Source organism: Novosphingobium sp. EMRT-2 (assembly GCF_005145025.1).
GTDB lineage: Bacteria > Pseudomonadota > Alphaproteobacteria > Sphingomonadales > Sphingomonadaceae > Novosphingobium.
Genome location: NZ_CP039695.1, coordinates 668,179 through 694,198, shown reverse-complemented (window position 1 = coordinate 694,198; position 26,020 = coordinate 668,179). Strand labels below are relative to the sequence as shown.

The following is a 26,020-nucleotide window of genomic DNA, read 5'->3' as shown; positions in this document are numbered from 1 at the left end:
CTGGCCTTCCCGCGTGGAGTAGGTGGCAGGTTTGAGCCTGTGATTTTCGAGTCAGTTTCCGGAGTTCGTACCCATGCCAGCCTATCGTTCGCGCACGTCCACCCATGGTCGCAACATGGCGGGGGCACGGGGGCTGTGGCGCGCGACGGGGATGAAGGACAGCGATTTCGGCAAGCCGATCATCGCGGTGGTGAACAGCTTCACGCAGTTCGTGCCGGGGCACGTCCATCTCAAGGACCTGGGCCAGCTCGTCGCGCGCGAGATCGAGGCAGCGGGCGGCGTCGCCAAGGAATTCAACACGATCGCGGTGGATGACGGCATCGCCATGGGCCACGATGGCATGCTCTATTCGCTGCCCAGCCGCGATCTGATCGCCGACAGCGTGGAATACATGGTCAACGCCCATTGCGCCGACGCGATGGTGTGCATCTCGAACTGCGACAAGATCACGCCGGGCATGCTGATGGCGGCGATGCGGATCAACATCCCGGTGGTGTTCGTTTCGGGCGGGCCGATGGAAGCGGGCAAGGTGGTGCTGCGCGGCAAGGAACACGCGCTGGACCTGATCGACGCGATGGTCGCCGCTGCCGACGAATCCTACACTGACGAGGAAGTGCAGACGATCGAACGGTCCGCCTGCCCCACCTGCGGTTCGTGCTCGGGCATGTTCACCGCTAATTCGATGAACTGTCTGACCGAGGCGCTGGGGCTGTCGCTGCCGGGCAACGGGTCCACGCTGGCGACTCACGCCGATCGCGAGCGTCTGTTCCGCGAGGCCGGCCGCCTGGTGGTGGACTTGTGCAAGCGGTACTACGAGGACGAGGACGAGACCGCGCTGCCGCGCGCGATCGCCAGCTTCGCCGCATTCGAGAACGCGATGAGCCTCGACATCGCGATGGGCGGTTCGACCAACACCGTGCTGCACCTGCTGGCCGCCGCGCAGGAAGCGGGCGTCGATTTCACCATGACGGACATCGATCGCCTCTCGCGCCGGGTGCCCTGCCTGTCGAAGGTGGCGCCGGCAAAGGCCGATGTTCACATGGAGGACGTCCACCGCGCCGGTGGTATCTTCGCGATCCTGGGCGAGCTTGACCGGGCGGGACTGCTGAACACCGACCTACCGACCGTCCACAGCCGTACGCTGGGCGACGCGCTCAACCAGTGGGACATCGCGCGCACCAACGCACCTTCGGTGCAGGAATTCTTCAAGGCCGCGCCCGGCGGTGTGCCCACGCAGACTGCGTTCAGCCAGAACCGCCGCTGGGATTCGCTCGATCTCGATCGCGAGAGCGGCGTGATCCGGTCGGCCGAACACGCCTTCAGCAAGGATGGCGGTCTGGCGGTGCTGACTGGCAATATCGCGCTCGACGGCTGCATCGTGAAGACGGCGGGAGTCGACGAATCGATCCTGAAGTTCTCCGGGCCGGCGGTGGTGTTCGAAAGCCAGGACGCGGCCGTCACCGGGATCCTGACCGGTCAGGTCAAGGCGGGCGATGTCGTGGTGATCCGCTACGAAGGGCCGAAAGGCGGGCCGGGCATGCAGGAAATGCTCTACCCCACCAGCTACATCAAATCGAAGGGGCTGGGCAAAGCCTGCGCGCTGATCACCGACGGGCGCTTTTCGGGTGGCACGTCGGGCCTGTCGATCGGCCACGTCTCGCCCGAAGCGGCGGAAGGCGGCGCGATCGGGTTGGTCCGCAATGGCGACCGCATCGACATCGACATCCCCGCGCGCACGATCAGCCTGGCGGTGTCGGACGCGGAACTCGCGGCGCGCCGTGCCGAGATGGAGGCCACCGGCGACGCCGCGTGGAAGCCGCTGAAGCCGCGCGCGCGCAAGGTTTCAGTGGCGTTGCAGGCCTATGCCGCGATGACCACCAGCGCTGCGAAGGGCGCGGTGCGCGACATTTCGCAGCTCAAGCCCGCCGCGCGCGGCTGAGCGCGCCGGCAGGGTTGAAGGGGGGCGGGGCCAACCATGCCGCAACACCGTGCATCCGTCCTGAGGCAGGTGCTCACCGTCGCGCAGATGCGCGCGGCCGAGGAAGCGCTGATCGCCACTGGCACCAGCGTGGAAGCGCTGATGGACGTGGCCGGGCGCGGTGCGGGCGAATATGTCCGCCGGATCGCGGCGGGCCGCCCGGTGACCGTACTGTGCGGACCGGGCAACAACGGTGGCGACGGCTACGTCATCGCGCGCCATTTGCAGGAGCACGGCACCCCCGTCACCGTGATCGCCGCGCGCGATCCGGGGACGGACGCCGCGCGCAACGCGCGTGGTCTGTTTACCGGCACGGTGCTGGGGCCGGACGCGGCCGTGCATGGCGAGGTATTTGTCGATTGCCTGTTCGGCAGCGGCCTGACGCGCGCGCTGCCCGACGATCTTCTTGCGCTGCTGCGCCGTCTGGCGGCGGCGCATCATGTCAGGATCACGGCCGATCTGCCGAGCGGGGTGGAAAGCGACAGTGGGCGATCGTTGAACGAGGGACTGCCGGACTGGGACCTGACTGTGGCGCTGGGCGCGTGGAAGCACGCGCATTTCGCGATGCCAGCGGTGGCGGGGATGGGGCACCTGCGGCTGGTCGATATCGGCGTGGCGGCGATGCCGGGCGCGGCGGTGGTGCTGGACAAGCCGGTGCTCCACGCGCCGCCCGCCGATTCCCACAAGTACCGGCGCGGTCTGCTGGCCATCGTCGGCGGCGAGATGCCCGGCGCGCCTCTCCTCTCGGCCGAAGCGGCGCTGCGGGCGGGCGCGGGCTATGTGCGCCTGCTGGCCGATTGGCGGCCGGATGGCGTGCCGCCCGAATTGGTCTGCGTGGAAGACGTTGCCACGGGCATCGCCGATGAACGGATCGCGGCGCTGCTGGTCGGGCCGGGGCTGGGCCGGGGGCAGACCGCCCGCGCGCGTTTGGGCGCGGTGGTTTCGCGCGGCTTGCCCACGGTGATCGATGCCGATGCGCTGATGCTGCTGGGACCGGACCTGCCCTTGCGCGCGGCCTGCGTGCTGACGCCGCACGAGGGCGAGATGGCGGCGCTGGAACGCGCCTTCGCCCTGTCCGGCGACGGCCTTCGGCGGGACCGCGCGGTTGCACTGGCGCGTGCGAGCGGCGCTGTGGTGCTGCTCAAGGGACCGGATAGCCTGATCGCGGCCCCCGATGGCTCGGTCACGCTCGCGCCCCGCGCGCCGAGTTGGCTCGCCGTGGCTGGATCGGGGGATGTGCTCGCCGGGATTATCGCGAGCCGGCTGGCGATGCACGGTGATGCCGTGCAAGCCGCGCAGGAGGGGCTTTGGCTGCACGGTGAGGCAGCTCAGCTGGCCGGCCCTGCCTTTACCGCGCTCGATCTGGCCCGCGCGACGCGGCTGGCCGTGCGGGCAGCGATCGCATGACCGGCCGGGCCGTGATCGTGCGCGTTGCCGCGAAGGGCGAAGGCGCGACCGCTGACGGGCGCTATGTAGCGCTCGCCGCTCCGGGAGACGCGCTGGAAACCGATGGCACGTTGACGCGGGGACCGGAGCATGTCGATCCCGCCTGCCGCCACTTTCCCGCGTGCGGTGGTTGCCAGTTGCAGCACCTCTCCGAAAAGGCGTTGGTGGACTACGTGCAGGATCGCGTCGTCGGCGCGGCGCGGGGTCAGGGGCTTGAGGCCGAAGCGATCCTGCCCGCGCACCTTTCCCCGCCGCACACGCGCCGCCGCGCGACGCTGCATGCGCAGGCGATCGGCCGGCGCGTGGTGCTTGGGTTCCGCGAACAGGGATCGCACCGGATCGTCGACATGCGCGAATGCGCGGTTCTGGCACCGCCGCTGTTCGCTCTGGTAGCGCCGTTGCGCAAGCTGCTGGAAGGCTGGAACGATCGCAAGCTCGCGGTCGACATCGAACTGGCGCTGGCCGATCAGGGCGTCTCGGTGGGGCTGCAGGGCTTGGTCGCCGAGGGTCTGCGGCAGACCGAGGCGCTGCTGGATTTCGCGCGCGACAATGGCCTTGCGCGCCTGACGCTCGATTCCGGCTATGGCCCCGAAACGGTGTGGGAGCCGGAGCCGGTTACCATCACGCTGGGCGGAACCCCGGTCGCGCTACCACCGGGCGGCTTTCTCCAGGCCACGCAGGACGGGGAAGATGCGCTGGTGTCGGCCGCGCGCGCATGGCTGGGCGATGCGCGGACGGTGGCCGATCTCTTCGCCGGGCTGGGGACCTTCGCCTTTGCCCTTGCCGGGCCGGGCACCAAGGTGCTGGCGGCCGAAGCCGCGCGCGATGCGCACCTGGCTTGCCAGTCCGCCGCGCGGATGAACGGGCGGCCGGTCCACGCGCTGCACCGCGATCTGTTCCGCAACCCGCTGCGGTCCGAGGAACTCGATCGCTTCGGCGCGGTGCTGCTCGATCCCCCGCGCGCCGGCGCGCGCGAGCAGGTGGCGCAGATCGCCGAAAGCCGCGTGCCGCGCGTGGTCTATGTCAGTTGCAACCCGGCAAGCTGGGCGCGTGATGCGGCCACGCTGATCGCCGGAGGATACAGGCTGGCCGAACTGCGCCCGGTGGGGCAGTTCCGTTGGTCGATCCATGTCGAACTGGCCAGCCTGTTTCTTAAGGATTGACGGGTCAGAACACCGCCATCGCGGCGTGGACGACCAGCGCCATCAGCACGAATGTCGACAGCGCGAACAGCGCGAAACGCACCAGCACGCGGTTGACCGTCGCCTGCACAAGGCTGTGCACCACGCGCAGGCCGGCATAGCTCCAGCCCAGCGTGGCGTTCAGGCCATCGCCGTGGCCCGTGATCGCCAGCACCAGCGCCACGGCGTAGAACACGGTCGGTGCTTCGTGCAGGTGGTTGTAGTTGTGGGCGATCCACTGGACCTTGGACGGCAGCACCGCATCGAGATCCTTGCCGGTGCCGCCCGTGAGGGTGGCGCTGTCGATTTTCGCCGCGTTCATTGCCGGGATGCGCGTGGCGTACATCCACAGCCACATCACCATGGTCCAGGCCGCGAGCAGGACCACGGGTTTCAGGATGGTCATTCCGATCATTGGCATTCTCCCCCTCTTTTGAATTTGCGCGTTAGATGACAACCGTCGCCAGCACGGCCCGGATCGTCAGGCCGATCAGGCAGAACGTGGAAAGGCTGAACAGCGTGAAGCGCACCGGAACGCGGTTGACCGTCGCCTGCCACAGCGAATGGACCACGCGCAGGCCGACATAGCCCCAGGCCAGCCCCACATCGATCCGATCGGCCCCGACGATGGCCAGGATCGCGACCACCGCGTAGAACAGCGTCGGCTGCTCCATCAGGTGCGTGTAGTTGTGCGATTTCCAGTTCACCACCGGCGGCAGCACGCCTTCCAGATCCTGTCCGCGACCGCCCGGCTTGGCGTTGGCCATTCCACCGATCCGCGACAGGGCCGGCAGGCGCGTCGCCGCGGCCCAGCCCAGCATGATCAGCGACCACGCCACCAGAACGGCGGCGGGCGCCAGCATTGCCTGTTGCATCGTTGTCCTCTCCACCCGTTTCAGGCCGGGAGACTGTGGACAGCGGGATAAATTGTCAAATGCAACTGGTATTCGAGGCTCAGTCCGTGTCCGGCCGGCGCAGCGTGACGATACGGTAGTAGCCGAGCGGACCGCGTCTCGTGCGGACCGTGAGCCGGCGCGCCTGCGCCACCGTTTCGGCACTTTCTACCAGATCGAGCCGGGGCTGGACGTGAAAATGGGCCAGCCAGGCGTTGAGCAAGGCGCGCAAAGGGCGGGGCAGTCCGCCGAGATCGCCGAAATCGACAATATGGAGCTTGCCGCCGGGCGCCAGCACACGCGCCGCCTGATCGATCGCCGCCCGCCAGTCCGGGATCATCGAAAGCGCGAAGGAAATCATCACATGGTCGAACTGGCTGATGCCGAACAGGGCGGCGGGATCGAAGTGGGTCGCATCCCCCAACGCCAGCCGCGCATCGGTGCCCAACCGGGCTTCCGCCGTTTCCAGCATATGCGCCGATATGTCGAAGCCGTGCAGCCGCACCCACGGCCAGCGCGATCCGATTCGGGCCAGGTTGCGGCCGGTGCCGCAGCCCACTTCCAGCACGCTCTGGCCCGGCGCGCAGCCCATCCGGTCGATCAGCGTATCGCGCCCGAACAGGTAGTACTTGCGCGTCGCGTCATAGATGTGGCGCTGGCGGCGATAGATCGAATCCATCAACGCGCCGTGCGATCCCGTTGCGGGGCGGGTGAGTATCGTGCTCATGCCAGTTCGTAGAGGTGGACGCCGCCATAGATCGACGAGCGATCGCGCGCGGTCAGGTCAAGCGACAGGGCTTCGTGATAGCGCCAGCGCGCCAGCATCGCTTCATCGACGCGGCCCGGCAGCAGGCTGGGCGCGGCGGCGGTGCGGAACAGCACGCGCGCGCCGGGGCGAGCAGTGCGGGTGATCTCGCGCCACAGCGCGTTGAGCTGGTCGTCGGTCATCCAGTCCTGCGCATCGAGCAGTACGTAGCGATCGAGCGAGGCGGCATCCTGCTGTGCGAGGTGTTCCGTCATGTTGGCGTGGCGAACCGTCACGCGTTCGGCCCGTGCCCGCACGGCGTTCCAGTTCGCTTCCTGCAGGTACGGGGGCAGCGGGCATTCGGGTGCCTTGCCGTACCCGCGCGAAAAGGCCTGCCAGGCGAAATAGTTGTCGTTGATGGCGAAGCCGCAGGCCAGCTTTTCCAGCCGCTGGCGCAGCACGGCCGCCATCGGCTGGTCGCCGGCCAGCGCATCGAACTGCGCCGGGGGAATGCCAAGCCCGAACAGCGAGGCCGGCTGGTCGGTCAGCCAGCGCACGAAGCGCCGGTCGAACACCGGGGCCAGCTTTTCCTCGAACACGCGGCGCTGCTCCTCCAGCGTCGGCGCGGCGAGGATTTCCGACAGGTCGATGCGGTACAGCTTCGCCAGAAGATGCGCCACGCCGATGAAGTTGCCGAGCAGCCCGCGCTTGTAGATGCCCTTGCTGAAGCCGCCGATGCGGCGGCGTCCGGAAAGGTCACGCCCTTCCCAATAGCGGCGGCTGACCTCGTCGAGGTGGGGGGCCACCCATTCGCGATAGGCGGCGATGTTGGCGCGGCTGTCGGCATCGGCGAAGAAGCGGCGGAATAGCGCGTGGCTGGGCAGGTGCCGGGCCGAGGCGAGCTTGAGCCGGTTGAGTGCGATATGCGCGGTGTTGAGATCGACGGCGGTGATCGCCTGCGGATCGGCAACGAGGTACGAAAGCACGTTGCAGCCGCCGCTGGCGATGGCGACCATGCGGCTGTCGGGGCGAATCTGCAGCGCCTCCATGTCCACTTCGGGATCTTCCCAGATCTGAGCATAGACCAGGCCCCGGAACGCGAGGGCAAACGTGTGATCGAGCAAGCGGTTGGCCACGCCCGAACCTTTGCGGACCACCGAACGGGTAATCGGATGAGTGCGCGCTCTCTCCAGCATTGCGAAACCTCGGACATCGCCAATGGATGACGCGCGATTAGGCTTCGGACGTTGCGGTATTGTGGCAGAGGGGGGCGGTTCAACCGGGCGTGGCGATGACCTGCAGGAAAGAGGCCGGATCGACGTTCCCGCCGGACAGCAATACCGCCGTGCGCCCGTCGGCCGGGACCTTGCCGGCCAGCACGGCCGCCAGCGCCGCCGCGCCGCCCGGCTCGATCACCAGGCGCAGTTTCGCGAACGCCAGCCTTTGCGCGGCGCGCACTTCGGCTTCGCTCACGGTCACGCCTTGCAGTCCGCGGGCCGTCATCACCTCGAAGTTGACCGGGAACGTTACGGGTGTCTGCAAGGCGTCGCAGGCGGTCGGCGGTGGATTGGCGTCGAGCAGCAGGATATGCCCCGCCGCCAGGCTGCGCGTCACATCGTCCCAGCCTTCCGGTTCCACCGGCACGATTTCCGCATCGGGGCAGGCGAGGGCGAGGCCGGCGGTGAGTCCGCCGCCGCCGCAGGGGCAGACGATCCGCGTGGGCGCGCCGCCGGCTCGCGCTTCCATCTGCGCCGCCAGTTCGATGCCCGCCGAACCCTGCCCTTCGATCACCCAGGGATCGCCATAGGCGTGGACGAGCACCGCGCCGGTTTTCGCGCAGAGATCGGCGGCGATGGCATCGCGCGATTCGCGCATCCGTTGGTAGAGCACGATCTGCGCGCCCAGCGCCCGCGTCGCTTCCAGCTTCACCCCCGGCGCGTCGGACGGCATCACGATCGTGGCCGCCACGCCCAGCCTGCGCGCCGCCCAGGCCACCCCCTGCGCGTGGTTGCCGCTCGATACCGCCACCACGCCGCGCGCCCTCTCGTCCGGCGAAAGGTCGCTCATCCGGTGCCATGCGCCGCGGATCTTGAACGCGCCAACGGGTTGCAGGCTCTCCACCTTGCACCAGATTGTCACGCCGTTGACATCGAGCGGCAGCATCGGGGTTTGTGGCAGGATGTCCGCGATCTTCGCGGCCGCGCGCAGCACGCCATCGCGGGTGGGGCGGCGGACGGAAGCGGGGCCTGAGGAAGAAGGAGGACTTGGGTTTGTCATTCCTATCCCCTAAAGGCGCTTGCCATGAATGTCCCGCGCCGTGCCGCGCGGCGGTTGAAAATGTTTGGAGAACCCATGGCTAAAGTACTCGTCATCGGCGCAGGCGGCGTCGGCTCGGTCGCGGTCCACAAGATGGCGATGAACCCGGATATCTTTGGCGACGTTGTTCTCGCCAGCCGCACCAAGAGCAAGTGCGATGCGATCGCCGCTTCGGTTAAGCAGCGCACCGGGCGCGACGTGGCGACCTACCAGATCGACGCCGACGACGTGGCCGCGACGACCGCGCTGATCCGGGAGGTTCAGCCCGTGCTCGTCGTGAACCTGGCGCTGCCGTATCAGGACCTGGCGATCATGGACGCCTGCCTTGCCGCCGGCGTCAACTACATGGACACCGCCAACTACGAACCGCGCGAGGAAGCGAAGTTCGAATACAAGTGGCAGTGGGCCTACCAGGAAAAGTTCAAGGCCGCCGGCCTGATGGCGCTGCTGGGCTCGGGCTTCGATCCGGGCGTGACCAGCGCGTTCGCGATGTGGCTGAAGAAACACAAGCTCAAGACCATCCGCACGCTCGACATCCTGGATTGCAACGGCGGCGATCACGGCCAGCACTTCGCCACCAACTTCAATCCGGAAATCAACATCCGCGAAGTGACCGCGCCCGCGCGCCACTGGGAGAATGGCGACTGGGTGGAAACCCCGGCGATGTCGGTGAAGCAGACCTTCGATTTCGAGGCGGTCGGCCCGAAGAACATGTACCTGATGTACCACGAGGAGCTGGAAAGCCTGGCGAAGTTCATTCCGGAAATGGAGCGCGCGCGCTTCTGGATGACCTTCGGCGATGCCTATATCACGCACCTCACCGTGCTGCAGAACGTGGGCATGACGCGGATCGACCCGGTGATCTACGAAGGCAAGGAGATTATCCCGCTCCAGTTCCTGAAGGCCGTGCTGCCCGAACCGTCGAGCCTTGGTTCCACCACCAAGGGCAAGACCAACATCGGCGACATCGCCACGGGCGAGGCGCTGGACGGTTCGGGCGAGAAGACCTTCTACATCTACAACATCTGCGATCACGAGGACGCCTATGCCGAAACCGGCAACCAGGCGGTCAGCTACACCACCGGTGTGCCCGCGATGATCGGCGCCGCGCTGATGGTGCAGGGCGTGTGGAAGGGCGAGGGCGTGTTCAACATGGAACAGTTCGATCCCGACCCCTACATGGACATGCTGAACAAGCACGGCCTGCCCTGGCAGGTGAAGGAACTCGAGGGACCGCTGGCATTTTGATGCGCCGCCTGCTGATCAGCCTTGTTGCCTGCCAGGCGCTGGCGGCCTGCGCGCCGGCCAAGGCGCCGACGGCGCCTTCCGCGCCCGTCGCGCAATCCGGCCCGTCGTGCGCGGCGAGTGGCGGGTTCCTGGAGCGGCGCGGGCGCCTAGGCGCCGAACTGTGCGTCCATCGCTATGCCGATGCGGGCAAGGCCTGCCATGACAAGGCCGATTGCCAGGGACGCTGCATTGCCGATCGCGAGGGCGGACTGCCCGCCGCCGGTGAACCTGCATCGGGGAAGTGCCAAGCCGACGACAGGTTGTTCGGCTGCTTTGCCGAAGTGCGGGACGGCAAGGCGCAGCCCGGCCTCTGCATCGACTGAAGGACTGCCCATGGAAACCAGAGCCGGTGATCCGGGCGCGTTCGCCCATTTCGACCTGTCGCGGGTCGATAGTCCCGCCTTCGTCGTGGACGCGGCCCGGCTGCGTGCCAATCTGGCGGTGCTGGCCGACGTGCGCGATCGGGCGGGGATCAAGGTTCTGGCGGCGCTCAAGGCGTTCTCGATGTGGCGCGTCGCGCCCATCGTCGGCCAGTACCTCGATGGCGTCTGTACGTCCGGCCTGTGGGAAGCCAAGCTCGCCGACGAGCACTACGGCGGCGAGATCGCGACCTATTGCGCGGCCTACAAGGCGGAGGACCTGCCCGAGATCCTGCGCCTGTCCGACCATGTGATCTTCAATTCGCCGGGCCAGCATGCGCGCTTCTCCGGCGAGCTTGCCGCCGCGCGCAGCGCTGGCGAGCACTTCGACGTGGCCTTGCGCATCAACCCGCTCCACGCCGAAGGCGAAGTGCCGCGCTACGATCCATGCGCGCCGCATTCGCGCCTTGGCTTCCCGGTCGACCAACTGACCGACGCGCACATGGAAGGCGTGACCGGGCTGCACTTCCATTCGCTGTGCGAGCAGGACTTCGAGCCGCTGCAGCGCACGTGGGAAGCACTCAAGCCGCGTATCGAGCGGTTCTTCCCGCGCCTTGAATGGCTGAACTTCGGTGGTGGCCACCACATCACCCGCGCCGATTACCAGCGCGACGATCTGGTGGCGTTCCTGCAGCAGGTGAAGGCCGAAACCGGGTGCGAGATCTATCTCGAACCGGGCGAGGCGGTGGCGCTGGATGCCGGAATCCTCGTGGGCACCGTGCTCGATACCCACTGGAACGGGATGCCGATCGCCATCACCGATATTTCCGCCACCTGCCACATGCCCGACGTGCTGGAAGCGCCCTACCGCCCAGCCATGCTGGGCGAGCGGCCAACGGACGAGTACGAAGGCGGGGAAGGGGAGGCCGTGCGCCTGGGCGGTCCTTCGTGCCTTGCCGGCGACGTGATCGGCGATTTCCGGCTGCCGGCGCCGGTCGAACCCGGCGTGCGCTTCGCCTTTCTCGATCAGGCGCACTACTCGATGGTCAAGACCACGACCTTCAACGGCGTGCCGCTGCCCTCGATATGGTTGTGGGACAGCGAAACCGATGCGCTCGAATGCGTGCGGCGCTTCGCCTACGAGGATTTTCGCGACAGGCTTTCCTGATCGGGAGGGCTGGCCTGAACGGGCACCCTGGGGCATGCTCCTTTCCGAAAACGAAAACGGAGAGGGTTGAATGCCGGACAAGCTGCTCGACGCGATCACCAGCGATCCCGTGGCGATGGGCTGGATGCAGGGAGCGCCGCCCGCGCCGGACAAGCGCCTGTTGGCCGCGCGCGCCGATCACATGCGCTTTCCGACCACGCGCTGGGCCTTTTCCCATATGCGCGAATTCACGCCGACCGCGCGCGTTGCCGGCGCGGGCGGAGCGCCGCTGCCCCGCGCCGTCGACGACGATCTGGATGGGGTGCGCTTCGCGCCGCTGGGGCGCGAGGGAACGATCACGATTGGAGAGGCGCTGCTGGAGGCCTTCACCGATGGCATCCTCGTGCTCCATCGCGGCCGGGTGGTGTTCGAGCGCTGGTTCGGCGTGACCGGCCCGGAAACGCGCCACATCGCCTTTTCCATGACCAAGAGCTTCGTCGGCACGCTCGCTGAAATGCTAGTGGAGGAAGGCCGGCTCGATCCCGCCGCCCCCGCGCTGGACTACGTGCCGGAACTGGCCGGCAGCGGCTTTGCCGATGCCACGGTGCGGCAGATCCTGGACATGACGACCGCGATCGATTTTTCCGAGGACTATGCCGATCCTTCCTCCGGTATCGGCGCGCTCAGCGCCGCGCTGGCGCTCACGCCGCGCCCGGCGGGCTATGCCGGCCCCTCGTGCCTGCCCGATTTCCTACCCACCATCCGCAAGGCGGGGCAACACGGCGAGGCGTTCGTCTATCGCACCGCCAACACCGATGTCCTCGCCTGGATCATCGCGCGGATCGAGGGGCGGCGCCTGCATGAAACGCTGTCGGAACGCCTGTGGCGGCCGCTGGGCTTGCCGGGCGATGCGGACATGCTGCTGGACCCGGTGGGGACTTCCTTCGCCGGGGGAGGGCTCAACCTGCGGCTGGAAGACCTGACGCGGTTCGGGGAGGCAATCCGCACCGGCGGGGCGGGCGTGATCCCGCCAGCTGTGATCGCGCGCATCCGCACAGGGGGCGATCCGGCGAAGTTCGACCTCGCTGGGCGTTACCCCGAATTGCCGGGCTGGAGCTATCGCAGCCAGTGGTGGATCAGCCACGACGAACACGGCTGTTTCTCGGCGCGGGGCATCCATGGGCAGACGCTGTGGATCGACCCGATGGCGGAGATGGTGATCGCACGATTCGCCTCGCACCCTGTGGCCGCGAACAGCGCCAACGCCGCCGTTTCGCTGCCCGCCTGGCGCGCGCTTGCGCAGGCGCTGAAACCCTGAAAACACTGGATTCCGGCGGCTTGTGTTTCAGTTCAGTGACAGGGATTTGAAGCGCGAAGATTTTCACTTGAAGTTCACAACGGTAGCCTTATGTACCCCCTCTCGCTGCCCCATGGGGACTTCCAAACCGCAAGGCAGCTTTGTTCAACATTTCCGTTTGGGGGTCCCTTGAGTTGCACATCTATCCTGACGCACTGGCTGTAGTTGGCGCCTCGGCGCCTGACCAACCCGCCATTCTGAATCGCCCGCATGCCGCTGCGCGCGCTGCCCGCTTCTTTGTCGAGAAGTTTCCGGGCAAGTCGCTCTATGCGGTGAAGGCGAATCCTTCGCCCGAGCTTCTGCGCGTGCTGTGGGATACCGGCGTGACGCACTACGACGTCGCCTCGATCACCGAGGCCCGGCTGGTGCGCACGACGCTGCCCGAAGCCACGCTGTGCTTCATGCATCCGGTCAAGGCGCCCGGCGCGATCCGCGAGGCCTATCGCGATCATGGCGTGCGCGTGTTCAGCCTCGATTCGCTCGAGGAACTGGAGAAGATCAAGGCGGCCACCGCCGACGACGCCGGCAACGCGGCCGAAGACCTCACGCTGTGCGTGCGCCTGCGCGTGTCGTCGGAGTATTCGGAGCTCAGCCTCGCCTCCAAGTTCGGCTGCGACCTGACCGATGCGGCGGAACTGCTGCAGGCCACGCGCCAGGCGGCGGATTCGCTGGGCGTGTGCTTCCACGTGGGCAGCCAAGCGATGAGCCCGCATGCCTATGTGCAGGCTTTGGAAAAGGCGCGCGCGGCGATCGTCGATGCCTCGGTCCTCGTCGACATCATCGACGTGGGCGGTGGTTTCCCGTCGATCTATCCGGGCATGGAACCGCCGCCGCTGGAGGATTACTTCGGCGTGATCGACCGCACCTATGAATCGCTGCCGGTGTCCTATTCGGCCGAACTGTGGTGCGAACCGGGCCGGGCGCTGTGCGCGGAATTCAACTCGATGATCGTGCGCGTCGAAAAGCGCCGCGGCGATGAGCTGTACATCAACGATGGCGCCTATGGTGCGCTGTTCGATGCCGCGCATGTCGGCTGGCGCTTCCCGGTGAAGCTGCTGCGCGAAGAGGCTTCGGACGACTTCGTGCCGTTCAGTTTCTATGGCCCGACCTGCGACGACATGGACCACATGGACGGTCCGTTCGAACTGCCGGCGGACATCAAGGCGGGCGACTACATCGAGATCGGCATGCTCGGGGCCTATGGCGCGGCGATGAAGACCGCGTTCAACGGCTTCGGCGCTACCGAGGTGTTCGAGGTTTCGGACGAGCCGATGGCCAGCCAATATCGTGGCGACCGGCGCGACCCGCGCGTTTCGGACAACGTCGTTTCGCTGCGCTGATACCGTTCCGTAGCTGCGGACCGGAAAGAAAAGGCCCCGCCGATGGCGGGGCCTTTTTCGTTTGCCGTCTTGACAGGCCAGATGCCGGGGAGCGGCCCCTACGGCTTGACGGGGCCGCCAGGGAAGGATGCCCTGCGTTGGCGCAGGGCATCCTCCTCCCCGGACATCGTCAGAACTTCACACGCGCGCCGGCGTAGAACGACGTGCCGATGTCCTCGGTCGGGTAGAGGACCGATCCGAGATCAGGCTTCTGGTTGAACAGGTTGCTGATCCCGCCGTAGAACTGGAAGTTCTTCTGCACATCGATGCTGGCATAGATGGAGGGTTCGAAAAACTCTGGCGCTTGTCGGCCTGACCTGATTCACTGCCCTTGCGGATGAGCGGAGGCGATGATGGCGGGACAGCCCGGTTTCTTTGATCTTTCGAACCGGTACGAGGCCTTGAGCGCAGCGGGTGATCCGTTGGAGCGTCTGTCCGGGGTGGTCGACTTTGAGGTTTTCCGGGGGCCATTGATCGCCGCTCTGCGCCGCAGTGTTCGTGGCAAAGGCGGGCGGCCGCCGTTTGACCCGGTGATGATGTTCAAAATTCTGGTGCTGCAGGCGCTCTATTCGCTTTCGGACGAAGCGACGGAATTCCAGATCAAGGATCGCTTGTCGTTCCAGCGCTTCCTGGGCCTTGGGCTCGATGGCACGGTGCCGGATGCAACGACGGTGTGGCTGTTCCGCGAGCGCTTGGTGCAAGCCAAGGCAATCGACAAGCTCTTCGCCCGCTTCGATGCCGCACTGACCGACCGGGGCTATCTCGCCATGGGCGGCCAGATCATCGATGCTACCGTTGTGCCTGCCCCCAAGCAGCGGAACACCGACGAGGAGAAGGCAGCGATCAAGGACGGCCGGATCCCGGAGGCATGGAAGGCAAAGCCAGCCCGGCTCCGTCAGAAGGATCGCGATGCCCGCTGGAGCGTGAAGTACACCAAGGCCAAGGTGAAGGAGGGTGCCGATCCCAAGGCCTTCAAGCCGGTCGATCTCGCCATCCCGATGTTCGGCTACAAGAACCACATCGGCATCGACCGGGCTCACGGGTTGATCCGGACCTGGGATGCCAGTGCCGCCAATGCCCATGACGGCGCCCGGTTGCCTGACCTGATCAGCACGAACAACACCGGTTCGGGCGTCTGGGCTGATACCGCCTACCGGTCGAAGAAAAACGAAACCTTTCTCGAGAGGGGCATGTTCAAGAGCCACATCCACCAGCGCAAACCGAACCGCCGTGCCATGCCCGAGCGTGTCGCCAGAGCCAATGCGAAGCGATCGGCCATCCGCTCGGCAGTCGAACACGTCTTTGCCGGGCAAAAGCACCGCATGGGCCTGATCGTGCGCACCATCGGCATTGCCCGCGCCCGCATCAAGATCGGCATGGCCAACCTTGCCTATAACTTCCAGCGCCTCGCATGGCTTGAGGGGCGTACTGCGCCCGCGTGACCCAAAAACCGGCCCACGCAGCCGGCTCCGCCAAGAAAATAAGCAGATCAGCAACCCAAGCCTGGAGCTCGCCACCCGCTCCTGTGCCATCACATCGCAATTACGCCAAAATCAGACGGTTCTTCGAGGTGTCCAGATGTTGTGAACGGCGCGCGGCTTGAAATACTTGTATTCCGGCGCGACGTAGTTGGGATTGTTAGCCTGCTGCACCAGCGTGTAACGCAGCGTCTTGTCCCACCACGACATGTTGTAGTTGAACGCGAAGCGCCCAGTGGAATAGGTCGCGCTCGCATAGAGCTGGTACTTGGGCGAATAATAGAATGCCTGCCCGCGCTCATCGGTCGGTTCCGCGCCCGGCGTACCGATGGTGCTCAGCTTGTTGAGATAGCTGCCGATCACCTTCAGCTCGAATGCGCCGACCTTCTTCACCGCGAAACGGTAGTTCAGGTTGACGTCGAGGCCGGACGTGCGGAAGTTCGCGACGTTCTGCGGCTGCAGCGTGAAGTCGTCTATCAGGCCGGTGCCGCTGGCGCGATGGATCGAGGAGCAGAACTGGTTGTTGATCGTCGGCTGATCGACGCACAGTTCGGCAAGCTGCTGTGCTTCCACCGTGTTGATCGCCTGCTTCAGCTTGATGTCGTACCAGTCGAACGACACCTGCAAGCCCGGCACGAAGCGGGGGGTGAGCACGACGCCCGCCGTCCACGTTCTGGCAACTTCGGCACGCAGACCGGCATTGCCGCCTTGCGTTCCCGCGATGTTGGTCGATCGCGTATCGTCGAACGAGGCGATCTGCGCCGGCGTCAGCCCGGCCTGTGACAGGATGGCCTGGCAGTTGGCAGCGCGGGTCGAGGTGCCGGCCGAACGGTTGGCGACGATGCAGGGATCGTCGAAGAACGCGAAGGTCTGCGAGGACGCGCCGTAGAGTTCCGAGATATTCGGCGCGCGTACCGCCTGCGAAATCGTGCCGCGGAAGCGGATATCACGCACCGGCGCCCAGTTGCCATCGAACTTCCAGGTCGTGGTGTGTCCGATCGACGAGTAGTCCGACAGGCGCACCGCCGCGCTGAAATCGAGCGTCTGGAAGAAGGGCCGGTCCTTGAACACCGGAAGATCGATTTCCGCGAATCCTTCCTTCACATCGAACGAGCCACGGCTGGGGTTCAGCACGTTCGAGAACGTCAGGCCCTGCACTTCCAGCGGATCGGGATCGAAGCGCGAGCTTTCCTTGCGGTATTCGCCACCCAGCACGAAGCCGACCGGACCGCCGGGAAGCGAGAAGAAGCTGCGTGTATCGCCACTGACGAAGCCGTTCACCACGTGCTGCGTGATGCGCGAATGCTCGGTGGTATTGGCGTGGATGAAATCCAGCGCGGCCTGCGAGGACTTGCCTTCGCCAAACAGGTTGAACGGCACGCATTCGCCGGGCTTGAACGTGATCGCCTGCGCCGCCGTGGGATCGAGATTGACGCGGCAGGTAACCTTGCCGGTGCCATCGTCCACCGCGTCGATCGCGGCCATGAAGCGGTCGGTATAACGATCGTTGACGAAGTGATTGGTGACGTTGGTCTGCCCGAAGACATAGCTGACTTCGTAGTGCAGGCTTTCGTTCAGATCGCCCCGCGCACCGACCACGGTCCGCCAGGTCTCGCGCTTGATGCTTTCGCCGCGCTGCCCAAGGTCGAAGTTGTCACGCGTAACCAGCACGCCGCCATTCGCCGGATCGATCGCCGACTTGATCGCGGCCGGGATGTAGGGGTTGTCCTCCGGCACGAACAGGTAATAGTCGAACGTGGGCTGGGCCAGCGAATAGGCCTTCACGTTGGCGTACTTGACCTCGCCGAACAGTTGCAGCTTGTCGGACACGTCGAAGTGGCCGAGAAGATTGACGACGTGGCGGTTGGTCGATGGACGCAGGTCGTTGCGGTAGTCCGATACCAGCGTATCATCGCTGCCGACCGAGTAGCCGCCGGGAATGGCGGTCCCGAGATTATAGGGCCGGCCATCGCCGTTGTAATCGGGCACGCCGTCGAAATCGACGTCCACCGCGCCGCCGCGGGCGGTCCACTGGTAGCGGACGTCCTTCATCGGCACGCGGGAATAGGAGCCGGGCTGCCCTGCCACGTAATTGGGATTGCGCACGAAGCTCACGGCGTCGGTGCCGCTCAGTTCGGGCCGCTGCCGCGAGTTCAGCCGATCTTCCCCGCCGTATTCGTAAGCGATCGAGATATTGCCCCGTCCGCCCGCGAAATTGTGGCCAGCCGTGATGCCGATCAGCCTGTTTCCGGCATCGCCGTATTTGCTGATGCCGGCCTGTGCGCGCGCGGTAATGCCCTCGAAGTTCTTCTTGAGCACGAAGTTGACCACGCCCGTGACGCCATCGGCGCCATAGACGGCGGAAGCGCCGCCGGTGAGCACGTCGATCCGCTCGATCAGGTCTTCGGGAATGGTGTTGATGTCCACCGCCTGCGAACCTTCGAGGCCCGAGACATGGCGGCGGCCGTCAACCAGCACCAGCGTGCGATCTACACCCAGATTGCGCAGGTTGAGCAGGTTGAGACCGGTGGTGCCGATGCCCGCACGATCGCCCGAATTGTCGCGCGAGGTCGACGAGCCAACCAGCGCGGGCAGGCCGGTGAGGAAGTCGGTGAGGTTGGTGGTGCCGGACTGCTGCAAGAGTTGCGAGCCGAGCGAAACGGTGGGGCTGGCGGTCGCGTAGTCCGTCGCGCGGCGCAGACGCGATCCGGTTACCACGATTTCAGGCTGGGCCGCTTCGGCTGCGCCGTTTTCGGCCGCTGTCTGGGGCGCTTCCTGCGCAAACGCGGCAGCGGGAGCCAGCAGGGCGATGGCGATAGCAGACCTGGCCAGTCCATTGGCCAAGACGTTGAGATGAGTTTTCATGGTTGCCTCTGAAACTTTGGATATATGATTTTGCTGGGAAAGGCGGCGATTTTGCAACGCAAAACACGGTTGAGTGTTAAGCTCGTGGCAACCTGTTGCAAACACGAGACACAATTCGATGTTAACCAGACAAGATCAGGCAAAAAATGCCGGCGCCGTTGAACGACCCTTGCCCTTCCGGCTGACGGCGATCGTCAGGCTGCCGCTTCGAAGCCGTGCCCGCCGCCGCGCGCGATGACGATCTGGTTGCGACCGCTTTCCTTGGCGACATAAAGCGCTTCATCGGCTGCCTTCAGCGCCGCGCTCTTGTCGGCGTAGGAAAACAGGTCTGCGAGGCCGGCCGAGAAAGTCACGCTGCCGAAGGGCAGGTCGGTAACGCGGTTGACGAGCCGGCGCTGCGCGATTTCCTCGCGCGTCGCGTCGAGCTTCCTGTAAGCCTTTTCCACCGTGATGCCACGGAACAGCACCGCGAATTCCTCGCCGCCGTGCCGGGCGACGTAGCAGCGCGCATCCGAAATCTTGTCGAGCGATTCCGCGACGAACTTCAGCACGCGGTCACCGGCCGGGTGGCCGTGCACGTCGTTGATCCGCTTGAAGTGGTCGATGTCGCAGAACGCGATCGCCAGCGCCTCGCCGGAGGCCAGCGCTTCGCGATATTCGCGCTCCAGGAGATGTTCGAATGCGCGGCGATTGGGCAGGCCGGTCAGGTGATCGTGATTGGCAACCTGGCGCGTTTCATCCAGCGTCCGCTGCAGTTCGCGCGTGCGCTGTTCGCTTTCGCACAGCTGCTTTTCGATCTGGTGCGTGCGGTCGATCATCGCTTCGGTCAGCTTCGCCAGGCGCGAGATGACGGCGTTGGTTTCGCTCGCTTCCTCGAGTTCGTCGAAGTGCTCGCGCAGCGCACTGTTGTATTCGCTGGTTGCCGACCGCGCGCCCGCCGTGGTTTCGCCCAGCTCGTCGAGGCTGCGCTCGAGGCGGTTCATCAGCGAGGTGAGCACTTCGGTGCTCTTGTCGTTGTCGTGCTCGCGCGCGACTTCTTCCAGCCAGCGCAGGTTCACCAGCTGGCCGGCTTCGGTGCGTTCCAGGATCAACTGCGCCAGGCGGGGGCTCGCGCCGGTGACGCAGTCATAGGCGACGCCCAGCGTGAATGGCAGCACATCGAGATCATGATCGATCAGGAAATCGGTGATCTTGCCCAGCATTCGCCGCTTGGCAGGCAGCCAGACTTCCTGCGGGGTCGGATCGCGGTAGAAGTGCGCGGCGCCTTCTTCCGGGTGCGCTCCGGCAGAGGAGGAATCAGCATGCTCTTCATGGGCAAGGCCAAGCCAGGCCAACCAACGCGCCTTACGGGGGAAGCTGGGGTCATGATCGGTCATGCCCCACAGGACGGCGCGATCGCGCTATAGTTAATCCCTCCGATGCGGATTTCCCTGATTCCGGAGCCGCATCGAAGAGTTTATCATTTCCGAAGGTTAGCGGACGCGCGGACCGCCGAAGGGCATGGGCGGCGGCGGACGGCGATGCCCACGCGGAAGCTGCGCCTGATAGGCTCGCCCGCAATGCTCGACGCAATAGGGGAAGCCGGGGTTCACCTTCTCGCCGCAGAAATGGAAATCGGGCTCGCCCGGATGGCCCATCGGCCAGCGGCAGATGCGATCGTTGAGGTCGAGCAGGCTGGTCTTTTCCGCCACTTCGGGGCTGGGGCGGGCGGGAACGAGCCGGCGGGGCGGGGCCGGCGGTATCGGCGCCTGCTGATCGCCAGGTCCCTGGCGCAGGAAGCCGCCGGGGCCGACCGACACGATCCGTGGTTGGGGAGCGGCGGGAGCTGCAGGCGCGTCTGGCGTGGCACCGACAGGCGCGGCGGGCGCGGGACGTGGGGCCGGAGCGGCCGCGGGCGCGCTCGGCGGAGCGACCGGAGCAGGGCGCGGCGCCGGCGCGGCGGCACGCGGTTCGGGCGATGCCGGGCGGGCGACCTTGGGCGCCGACGGCGCCTCGGGCTTCTCATTTGCCTTCACCGGGGACGGGCGCGCCTTCAGCCCCAGGCGATGGGCCTTGCCGATCACGGCATTGCGGCTGACGCCACCGAGTTCCTCGGCGATCTGGCTGGCGGTGGCGCCGCCTTCCCACATCTTCGTCAGCTTCTCGATCCGCTCTTCGGTCCAGCTCATGCCCGTGCCAATCCTTCGTATAAAACCCTGCGCGACCCGCGTTTCCGCCATCGGCGCCGATCGTGTTCCCCAACGCGGGGACGGCCCCCGCGCCAGCTTCGTCACGCCGTTGCCGCCAGCCCTTGTCAGAGGCAGGCCGGCGCGATACCGCATCTGCCATGGCAGATCAAATCACGTCCCCCGCAGGGGTCGACAACCGGTATCACGGCAGCTTTCCGCAACCTGGGCAACCGATTTTCCGCGGTTTCAACCGGCTGGGATTGTGGACCCTCTATATGAAGGAGGTGCGGCGGTTCTTCAAGGTGCAGACCCAGACGATCTGGGCGCCGGCCGTCACCACCCTGCTGTATCTCGCTATCTTCACGCTCGCGCTTGGCGGCGGCGGCCGCGTGGTGCTGGGCGTGCCGTTCGCCAGCTTCGTGGCGCCAGGCCTGATCGCCATGGGCATGATCAACAACGCCTTCGCCAATTCGAGCTTCAGCTTCCTTGCCGGCAAGATCCAAGGCACGATCATCGACTATCTGATGCCGCCGGTTTCCGAAGGGGAACTGCTGCTGGCGCTGGTCGGCGCGGCGGTTACGCGCGCCGTTCTGGTCGGCCTTGCCGTTACGGCGGCGATGATGCTGTGGCCGGGCGTGCACCTGGAGGCGAAGCACCCCTGGGCGATCGTGTGGTTCGGCCTGATGGGGGCGACGCTGCTGGCGCTCATTGGCGTGCTGACGTCGATGTGGGCGGAAAAGTTCGATCACAACGCGGCGGTGACGAACTTCATCATCACGCCGATGTCGATGCTTTCGGGCACGTTCTACGTGATCGACCGGCTAGCCCCCGCGTTCCAGGCGATCAGCCGGGTCAATCCGATCTTCTATGTGATTTCCGGTTTCCGCTTCGGCTTTCTCGGGGAAAGCGACATCGGCGACAGCAACCTTGCCGTGCTGCACGGCGCGATCGGCCTGGGCGTGCTGAACGTGGCGCTGGCGGGCGTCACCTATGCGTTGCTGCGGTCCGGCTGGAAGCTGAAGAGCTGACGCCCACGGGGAAGGCGGGCTAAGCGCCAATGCGCCGGCTCGCCCCCGCGAGTTCGCTTAGTGGGACAGGCTCCGGCGCAGGCGATAGCGGCCGTTGCGATAGCCATCGAACATCTGGTCAAGCGAAGGGTGCTCTACTGGCCCAGTGTCGGGATCGGCCATCAGGTTCTGCTGGCTGACATAGGCGACATAGCTGCTCTCCTCGTTTTCGGCGAGGAGATGATAGAAAGGCTGGTCGCGCGGCGGGCGCATGTCTGCCGGAATGGATTCATACCATTCATCGCTGTTGGCGAAAACCGGGTCGATATCGAAGATAACGCCACGGAAATCGAACAGCCGGTGCTTCACGACATCACCGATCGCGAAGCGCGCCGTGGCGACGTGAGGCGCGGAAACATGCCGACCCGCCTGCTGCGAAAAGTAGCGGGCCTGATCCGTGTCCATGGAGGGAATATGGGGCATGGCAGCAATATAGGGCTGGGCGCAGGGCGAAACAAGCGAGCCCTTGTGCATTGCGTCATCTTTCTGCTTGGCAAGCCCCAATCCATGCGCTAACGGCGCGCTTCCTCGACCGGGCGGCTTCCTAAGCCGTCCCTTGGCGCTTCATGGAGAGGTGGCAGAGTGGTCGAATGCGCCGCACTCGAAATGCGGTGTACGGGCAACCGTACCGTGGGTTCGAATCCCACCCTCTCCGCCAGCCACCCTTCCTCAAGCGTCCAGAAATGGCCGGAATCCCTTGATTTTCTGCCTTTTGGCGCTATGTGTTGTTCTCTATTTGTTTCGATTTTTCCACATGTGTCCGTGACGATTGGGGGCATTCTTGGGGGCATCGAACAGCAAATTTGGGGGCACAAATGCTCAGCGAACTGGCGGTCCGACAGGCGAAAGCAAAAGACAAGGATTACAAGCTCTCCGATTCCGAGGGCTTGTACCTGTTTGTCGCTAAGTCCGGTCGGCGGAGTTGGCGTCTGAAATATCGTTTCGCGGGAAAAGAACGCAGGCTCGTTCTTGGGGCTTACCCGGAAATGTCCCTGAGGCAGGCCCGTGATCGAAAACTTGAAGCGCGCAAGCTGCTGGCCGAGGGGAAAGATCCGGGCATTGAGGCGAAGAAGGCTGCCATCGCAAGGAGCGTTGCAGTTTCAAACACTTTTGAGGTGATGGCCCGGAACTGGTTCGCTCTCCAAGAAGAGCGCTGGACACCGGTGCATTCGAGAGATGTTATCTCGAGCCTCGAGAAGGAGGTCTTTCCATGGATTGGCCTCCTCCCGGTAGCGGAAATCGACGAGCCAGTAGTGCTGACCGTTCTGAGAAAGATCGAAAGTCGCGGAGCGATCGAAACTGCGCATCGTGTTCGCCAAAGAATGTCGGCAGTTTTTGTGCACGCGATCGCTGAGGGACTTGCGACGAGGGATCCGGCAGCAGTGGTGGGAAAAGCGCTGAAGCCCATTCCGCGCGGTCGAAAGAGGCCTGCGATCCTTGATCTGGAGGGGTTGCAGGACATGATCCGCAAGACCGAGATCGAACTGGCATCGCCGCTCACGAAACTGGCTTCCCGGTACGTCGCCTTGACGGCTCAGCGGCTTGGCTCTGTCCGGTCAATGGCCTGGACGGAACTGGAGAACATCGACTGGAAAAATGAAGAGCCATGTCCGAATGCAATCTGGCGCATACCAGCCGGGCACATGAAACTTGCCAACGATCAGAAGCGCGAGGAGGGGTTTGAGCTGTTGAGTAGCGCTGAGAATTGACCCGGGAGGGCCAGAAATTATCACTGAGAATTGACCCATGCTTTCCTCGCCTCCGGCTGACAGTCGGGAGGCATCGGAGTGATCGACATGGACCTACTCAGTGTGATCCGCCGCTGGCACTTTCGGCAAGGCATATCCATTCGCGAGATCAAGCGGCGAACGGGGTTATCGCGCAACACGATCCGCAAATATCTTCGCGCCGAGGCGGTGGAGCCGGTATTCAGGGTTCCTGATAGACCGAGCAAGCTGGACCCCTTTGCTGAGAAGTTGACGGGGTGGCTGCGGGTGGAGGCTGGCAAGTCGCGCAAACAGAAGCGGACGGCCAAGCAGCTTTACGCCGATCTCGTCGCACTCGGCTTTGACGGCTCATATACTCGAGTGGCGGCGTTTGCGCGGGAATGGAAGCGTGGGCGCCAATATGAGCAACAGACCAGCGGACGCGGGACATTCGTGCCGCTGGTATTTCAGCCCGGTGAGGCCTTCCAGTTCGACTGGAGCGAGGACTATGCGGTTCTGGGTGGCAAGCAGGTCAAGCTGCAAGTGGCTCATACCAAGCTGTCGCATAGCCGAGCGTACATCGTTCGGGCTTATCTGCTGCAGACCCACGAGATGTTGTTCGATGCGCTGACGCAGGCGTTCCGAGTTTTGGGTGGCGTGCCGCAGCGCGGGATCTTCGACAACATGAAAACCGCAGTCGACAAGATTGGCCGCGGCAAGGCCCGACAGGTGAACGCACGCTTTGCCGCGCTTGCCAGCCACTATCTGTTCGAGACGGATTTCTGCAATCCAGCCTCAGGCTGGGAGAAGGGGCAGGTCGAGAAGAACGTCCAGGACGCTCGCCACCGCTTGTGGCAGCCAATGCCTCACTTCCCGGATCTCGCAACACTCAATGTCTGGCTTGAAGAGCAATGCATCGCACAGTGGGCCAACATCCATCACGGCGGCCTGCCCGGCACCATCGCAGATGTACACGCCGAGGAGGTGGCCAGCCTGATGCCCATGGGGCGACCCTTTGATGGCTTCGTCGAGCAAACCAAGCGTGTGTCACCCACTTGCCTGATTGCCTTCGAACGCAATCGTTACAGCGTGCCAGCCTCCTTCGCCAATCGGCCCGTCAGTCTGCGTGTGTACCCCGAACGGCTCGTCATTGTCGCGGAAGGGCAGGTCCTGTGTGAACACGAGCGGATCATTGATCGGTCCCATCATAGGTCCGGGCGTACGATCTATGACTGGCGGCACTATCTGGCCGTTGTTCAGCGCAAGCCGGGGGCCTTGCGCAATGGCGCCCCATTCCTGGAGATGCCCGAAGCCTTCCGGCAACTACAGGTAAGGCTGCTCAAGCGGCCTGGCGGAGACAAGGAAATGGTCGAGATCCTGTCCCTTGTCCTGCACCATGACGAACAGGCTGTCCTGCGCGCTGTTGAACTTGCCCTCGAGGACGGGGTCGCAACCAAAACCCATGTTCTCAATATCCTGCATCGCCTGATCGATGGGAAGGCACCACCGGCTCCCCCGATCGATGCTCCACAAGCCTTGCGCCTCGGCAAGGAGCCCAAAGCCGATGTTGGCCGCTACGACACGCTGAGGGAGTTGCGCCATGCGTCATGATCCTGCCAGCGCTGCTGTGGTCGTAATGCTCCGCGGCCTCAAGATGTATGGCATGGCCCAAGCCGTTAGCGACCTGATCGAGCAAGGGGCCCCGGCGTTCGAGGCGACCGTGCCGACACTGTCCCAGTTGCTCAAGGCAGAAATGGCCGAGCGCGAGGTCCGCTCGATCGCCTATCAGATCAAGGCTGCTCGCTTCCCGGCATACAAGGACCTGGCCGGATTCGATTTTGCCGCCAGCGAGGTCAATGAGGCATTGGTACGTCAGCTCCACCGCGGCGACTTCATGGACAGTGCCGACAATGTTGTGCTGATTGGCGGCCCTGGCACCGGCAAGAGCCACATGGCCACCGCTCTTGGCGTCCAGGCCGTCGAGCACCATCGCAGGAAAGTGCGCTTCTTTGCCACTGTCGATCTGGTCAATGCGCTTGAACAGGAAAAGGCGGCCAACAGGGCTGGCCAGATTGCCGAGCGGCTGCTCAAGCTCGATCTCATCATCCTGGATGAACTGGGATATCTGCCGTTCAGCCCGTCAGGCGGCGCCCTGCTATTCCATCTGCTCAGCAAACTCTACGAGCGCACCAGCGTCGTGATCACAACCAACCTCAGCTTCAGCGAATGGTCTGGCGTCTTCGGCGATGCCAAGATGACCACAGCTTTGCTCGATCGCCTCACCCATCATTGCCACATCCTCGAGACAGGCAATGACAGCTTCCGCTTCAGGGCCAGCTCCGCCGCACCCAAATCCAGAAAGGGATAAACCCGACTCTTGACCGTGCCCCTCTTGGGCAGCACATAACCCACACCCACCCGGGTCAATTCTCAGTGATAATCCCGGGTCAATCCTCAGCGCTACTCAACATTCCAGATGCAACCAAGGAACAACTGCGAAACATTGCAGCCTCTTTGGATCCCCTGAAGCTGCTGGAAGAGATCCGAGCCGTTCAAGCATATCTCGCAGTGCTGGCCGCTGGTGAAAATATTCCGCCGCCAATATCTGACTCTCCTGACCTCGTATCATTTGCAGGGCGCTTATCGAG

Annotated in this window: 23 protein-coding genes and 1 tRNA gene; 14 read left to right on the top strand and 10 right to left on the bottom strand. The window is 64.8% G+C overall.

Annotated elements, in window-relative coordinates:
- The first annotated feature begins 73 nt into the window (after window positions 1-73).
- From ilvD to FA702_RS03530, 3 genes are read left to right on the top strand one after another with little or no spacing between them, the layout of a single operon-like run.
- The gene (ilvD, locus tag FA702_RS03540; RefSeq protein ID WP_136955051.1) at window positions 74-1,939 is read left to right on the top strand and encodes a dihydroxy-acid dehydratase; all 1,866 of its coding nucleotides are present in this window, start codon (window positions 74-76) and stop codon (window positions 1,937-1,939) included.
- Between the two features lie 36 nt (window positions 1,940-1,975).
- Complete coding sequence (locus FA702_RS03535) at window positions 1,976-3,385, top strand: NAD(P)H-hydrate dehydratase (RefSeq protein ID WP_136955050.1); 1,410 nt, start codon at window positions 1,976-1,978, stop codon at window positions 3,383-3,385.
- Entirely contained in the window at window positions 3,382-4,587 is a 1,206-nt protein-coding gene (locus tag FA702_RS03530; RefSeq protein WP_136955049.1) for a class I SAM-dependent RNA methyltransferase, read from the top strand. The genes FA702_RS03535 and FA702_RS03530 overlap by 4 nt, the downstream gene beginning before the upstream one ends.
- A 4-nt stretch (window positions 4,588-4,591) precedes the next feature.
- Here FA702_RS03530 and FA702_RS03525 read toward each other — a convergent pair whose 3' ends face one another.
- The 5 genes from FA702_RS03525 to FA702_RS03505 all read right to left on the bottom strand — a co-directional run bounded on the left by FA702_RS03525 (window position 4,592) and on the right by FA702_RS03505 (window position 8,520).
- On the bottom strand, window positions 4,592-5,020 hold the full coding sequence (locus FA702_RS03525; RefSeq protein WP_136955048.1) for an MAPEG family protein: 429 nt from the start codon (window positions 5,018-5,020) through the stop codon (window positions 4,592-4,594).
- A gap of 31 nt (window positions 5,021-5,051) precedes the next feature.
- Window positions 5,052-5,480: an MAPEG family protein gene (locus FA702_RS03520; protein WP_136955047.1), complete on the bottom strand. Its 429-nt coding sequence runs from the start codon at window positions 5,478-5,480 to the stop codon at window positions 5,052-5,054.
- A 79-nt stretch (window positions 5,481-5,559) separates the two neighbouring features.
- A complete protein-coding gene (locus tag FA702_RS03515) occupies window positions 5,560-6,225 on the bottom strand; it encodes a class I SAM-dependent methyltransferase (RefSeq protein WP_136955046.1) in 666 nt (221 codons plus the stop codon).
- Window positions 6,222-7,439: a DUF3419 family protein gene (locus FA702_RS03510; protein WP_136955045.1), complete on the bottom strand. Its 1,218-nt coding sequence runs from the start codon at window positions 7,437-7,439 to the stop codon at window positions 6,222-6,224. Before FA702_RS03510 ends, FA702_RS03515 begins: the two co-directional genes overlap by 4 nt.
- 79 nt (window positions 7,440-7,518) lie before the next feature.
- Complete coding sequence (locus tag FA702_RS03505) at window positions 7,519-8,520, bottom strand: threonine/serine dehydratase (protein ID WP_136955044.1); 1,002 nt, start codon at window positions 8,518-8,520, stop codon at window positions 7,519-7,521.
- Between the two features lie 75 nt (window positions 8,521-8,595).
- Between FA702_RS03505 and FA702_RS03500 the strand changes: the two genes are divergently transcribed.
- The 5 genes from FA702_RS03500 (at window position 8,596) to FA702_RS03480 (ending at window position 14,049) form a co-directional block, all read left to right on the top strand.
- Window positions 8,596-9,807 carry a saccharopine dehydrogenase family protein gene (locus FA702_RS03500; protein ID WP_136955043.1) on the top strand — a complete coding sequence of 404 codons (1,212 nt, stop codon included), beginning with the start codon at window positions 8,596-8,598 and terminating at the stop codon, window positions 9,805-9,807.
- Window positions 9,807-10,169, top strand: a complete 363-nt coding sequence (locus tag FA702_RS03495) for a hypothetical protein (RefSeq protein ID WP_136955042.1) — start codon at window positions 9,807-9,809, stop codon at window positions 10,167-10,169. The genes FA702_RS03500 and FA702_RS03495 overlap by 1 nt, the downstream gene beginning before the upstream one ends.
- Before the next feature lie 10 nt (window positions 10,170-10,179).
- Window positions 10,180-11,373: a carboxynorspermidine decarboxylase gene (locus FA702_RS03490; RefSeq protein WP_136955041.1), complete on the top strand. Its 1,194-nt coding sequence runs from the start codon at window positions 10,180-10,182 to the stop codon at window positions 11,371-11,373.
- Between the two features lie 70 nt (window positions 11,374-11,443).
- Window positions 11,444-12,670: a serine hydrolase gene (locus tag FA702_RS03485; protein ID WP_136955040.1), complete on the top strand. Its 1,227-nt coding sequence runs from the start codon at window positions 11,444-11,446 to the stop codon at window positions 12,668-12,670.
- 173 nt (window positions 12,671-12,843) lie between these two features.
- Window positions 12,844-14,049, top strand: a complete 1,206-nt coding sequence (locus FA702_RS03480; RefSeq protein WP_136955039.1) for a type III PLP-dependent enzyme — start codon at window positions 12,844-12,846, stop codon at window positions 14,047-14,049.
- Between the two features lie 169 nt (window positions 14,050-14,218).
- On the opposite strand, the gene FA702_RS23100 is transcribed toward FA702_RS03480, so the two are convergent.
- The gene (locus tag FA702_RS23100; RefSeq protein ID WP_255504695.1) at window positions 14,219-14,350 is read right to left on the bottom strand and encodes a hypothetical protein; all 132 of its coding nucleotides are present in this window, start codon (window positions 14,348-14,350) and stop codon (window positions 14,219-14,221) included.
- 91 nt (window positions 14,351-14,441) lie between these two features.
- Between FA702_RS23100 and FA702_RS03475 the strand changes: the two genes are divergently transcribed.
- Window positions 14,442-15,530 (top strand): IS5 family transposase, encoded by a 1,089-nt coding sequence (locus FA702_RS03475; protein WP_136957250.1) that lies wholly within the window; start codon window positions 14,442-14,444, stop codon window positions 15,528-15,530.
- A gap of 111 nt (window positions 15,531-15,641) precedes the next feature.
- Here FA702_RS03475 and FA702_RS03470 read toward each other — a convergent pair whose 3' ends face one another.
- From FA702_RS03470 to FA702_RS03460, 3 genes are all read right to left on the bottom strand, one after another.
- Window positions 15,642-18,431 carry a TonB-dependent siderophore receptor gene (locus FA702_RS03470; RefSeq protein WP_136955038.1) on the bottom strand — a complete coding sequence of 930 codons (2,790 nt, stop codon included), beginning with the start codon at window positions 18,429-18,431 and terminating at the stop codon, window positions 15,642-15,644.
- Between the two features lie 194 nt (window positions 18,432-18,625).
- The gene (locus FA702_RS03465; protein ID WP_136955037.1) at window positions 18,626-19,807 is read right to left on the bottom strand and encodes a diguanylate cyclase; all 1,182 of its coding nucleotides are present in this window, start codon (window positions 19,805-19,807) and stop codon (window positions 18,626-18,628) included.
- Window positions 19,808-19,903: 96 nt separating this feature from the next.
- The gene (locus FA702_RS03460; protein WP_136955036.1) at window positions 19,904-20,599 is read right to left on the bottom strand and encodes a GcrA family cell cycle regulator; all 696 of its coding nucleotides are present in this window, start codon (window positions 20,597-20,599) and stop codon (window positions 19,904-19,906) included.
- A 158-nt stretch (window positions 20,600-20,757) separates the two neighbouring features.
- Between FA702_RS03460 and FA702_RS03455 the strand changes: the two genes are divergently transcribed.
- A complete protein-coding gene (locus FA702_RS03455; protein WP_136955035.1) occupies window positions 20,758-21,627 on the top strand; it encodes an ABC transporter permease in 870 nt (289 codons plus the stop codon).
- A 57-nt stretch (window positions 21,628-21,684) separates the two neighbouring features.
- On the opposite strand, the gene hspQ is transcribed toward FA702_RS03455, so the two are convergent.
- Entirely contained in the window at window positions 21,685-22,071 is a 387-nt protein-coding gene (gene hspQ, locus FA702_RS03450; RefSeq protein WP_136957249.1) for a heat shock protein HspQ, read from the bottom strand.
- Between the two features lie 163 nt (window positions 22,072-22,234).
- Between hspQ and FA702_RS03445 the strand changes: the two genes are divergently transcribed.
- From FA702_RS03445 to istB, 4 genes are all read left to right on the top strand, one after another.
- Window positions 22,235-22,324: transfer RNA gene (locus FA702_RS03445), tRNA-Ser, on the top strand.
- Between the two features lie 157 nt (window positions 22,325-22,481).
- Entirely contained in the window at window positions 22,482-23,375 is an 894-nt protein-coding gene (locus FA702_RS03440; RefSeq protein WP_136955034.1) for an integrase arm-type DNA-binding domain-containing protein, read from the top strand.
- A gap of 87 nt (window positions 23,376-23,462) precedes the next feature.
- Window positions 23,463-24,983, top strand: a complete 1,521-nt coding sequence (istA, locus tag FA702_RS03435) for an IS21 family transposase (RefSeq protein ID WP_136957248.1) — start codon at window positions 23,463-23,465, stop codon at window positions 24,981-24,983.
- A complete protein-coding gene (gene istB / locus FA702_RS03430; RefSeq protein ID WP_136955033.1) occupies window positions 24,973-25,740 on the top strand; it encodes an IS21-like element helper ATPase IstB in 768 nt (255 codons plus the stop codon). The genes istA and istB overlap by 11 nt, the downstream gene beginning before the upstream one ends.
- The last annotated feature ends 280 nt before the right edge of the window (window positions 25,741-26,020 follow it).

Bases quoted from the DNA above. Each gene is read 5' to 3' on its own strand.
- hspQ (WP_136957249.1), bottom strand. From the start codon at position 22,071: ATGGACACGGATCAGGCCCGCTACTTTTCGCAGCAGGCGGGTCGGCAT.
- FA702_RS03490 (WP_136955041.1), top strand. From the start codon at position 10,180: ATGGAAACCAGAGCCGGTGATCCGGGCGCGTTCGCCCATTTCGACCTG.
- FA702_RS03535 (WP_136955050.1), top strand. From the start codon at position 1,976: ATGCCGCAACACCGTGCATCCGTCCTGAGGCAGGTGCTCACCGTCGCG.
- FA702_RS03470 (WP_136955038.1), bottom strand. From the start codon at position 18,431: ATGAAAACTCATCTCAACGTCTTGGCCAATGGACTGGCCAGGTCTGCT.
- istA (WP_136957248.1), top strand. From the start codon at position 23,463: ATGGACCTACTCAGTGTGATCCGCCGCTGGCACTTTCGGCAAGGCATA.
- FA702_RS03505 (WP_136955044.1), bottom strand. From the start codon at position 8,520: ATGACAAACCCAAGTCCTCCTTCTTCCTCAGGCCCCGCTTCCGTCCGC.
- FA702_RS03520 (WP_136955047.1), bottom strand. From the start codon at position 5,480: ATGCAACAGGCAATGCTGGCGCCCGCCGCCGTTCTGGTGGCGTGGTCG.
- FA702_RS03465 (WP_136955037.1), bottom strand. From the start codon at position 19,807: ATGACCGATCATGACCCCAGCTTCCCCCGTAAGGCGCGTTGGTTGGCC.
- istB (WP_136955033.1), top strand. From the start codon at position 24,973: ATGCGTCATGATCCTGCCAGCGCTGCTGTGGTCGTAATGCTCCGCGGC.
- FA702_RS03475 (WP_136957250.1), top strand. From the start codon at position 14,442: ATGGCGGGACAGCCCGGTTTCTTTGATCTTTCGAACCGGTACGAGGCC.
- FA702_RS03460 (WP_136955036.1), bottom strand. From the start codon at position 20,599: ATGAGCTGGACCGAAGAGCGGATCGAGAAGCTGACGAAGATGTGGGAA.
- FA702_RS03515 (WP_136955046.1), bottom strand. From the start codon at position 6,225: ATGAGCACGATACTCACCCGCCCCGCAACGGGATCGCACGGCGCGTTG.
- FA702_RS03510 (WP_136955045.1), bottom strand. From the start codon at position 7,439: ATGCTGGAGAGAGCGCGCACTCATCCGATTACCCGTTCGGTGGTCCGC.
- FA702_RS03495 (WP_136955042.1), top strand. From the start codon at position 9,807: ATGCGCCGCCTGCTGATCAGCCTTGTTGCCTGCCAGGCGCTGGCGGCC.
- FA702_RS03530 (WP_136955049.1), top strand. From the start codon at position 3,382: ATGACCGGCCGGGCCGTGATCGTGCGCGTTGCCGCGAAGGGCGAAGGC.
- FA702_RS03485 (WP_136955040.1), top strand. From the start codon at position 11,444: ATGCCGGACAAGCTGCTCGACGCGATCACCAGCGATCCCGTGGCGATG.
- FA702_RS03525 (WP_136955048.1), bottom strand. From the start codon at position 5,020: ATGATCGGAATGACCATCCTGAAACCCGTGGTCCTGCTCGCGGCCTGG.
- FA702_RS03500 (WP_136955043.1), top strand. From the start codon at position 8,596: ATGGCTAAAGTACTCGTCATCGGCGCAGGCGGCGTCGGCTCGGTCGCG.
- FA702_RS03440 (WP_136955034.1), top strand. From the start codon at position 22,482: ATGCTCAGCGAACTGGCGGTCCGACAGGCGAAAGCAAAAGACAAGGAT.
- ilvD (WP_136955051.1), top strand. From the start codon at position 74: ATGCCAGCCTATCGTTCGCGCACGTCCACCCATGGTCGCAACATGGCG.
- FA702_RS03455 (WP_136955035.1), top strand. From the start codon at position 20,758: ATGGCAGATCAAATCACGTCCCCCGCAGGGGTCGACAACCGGTATCAC.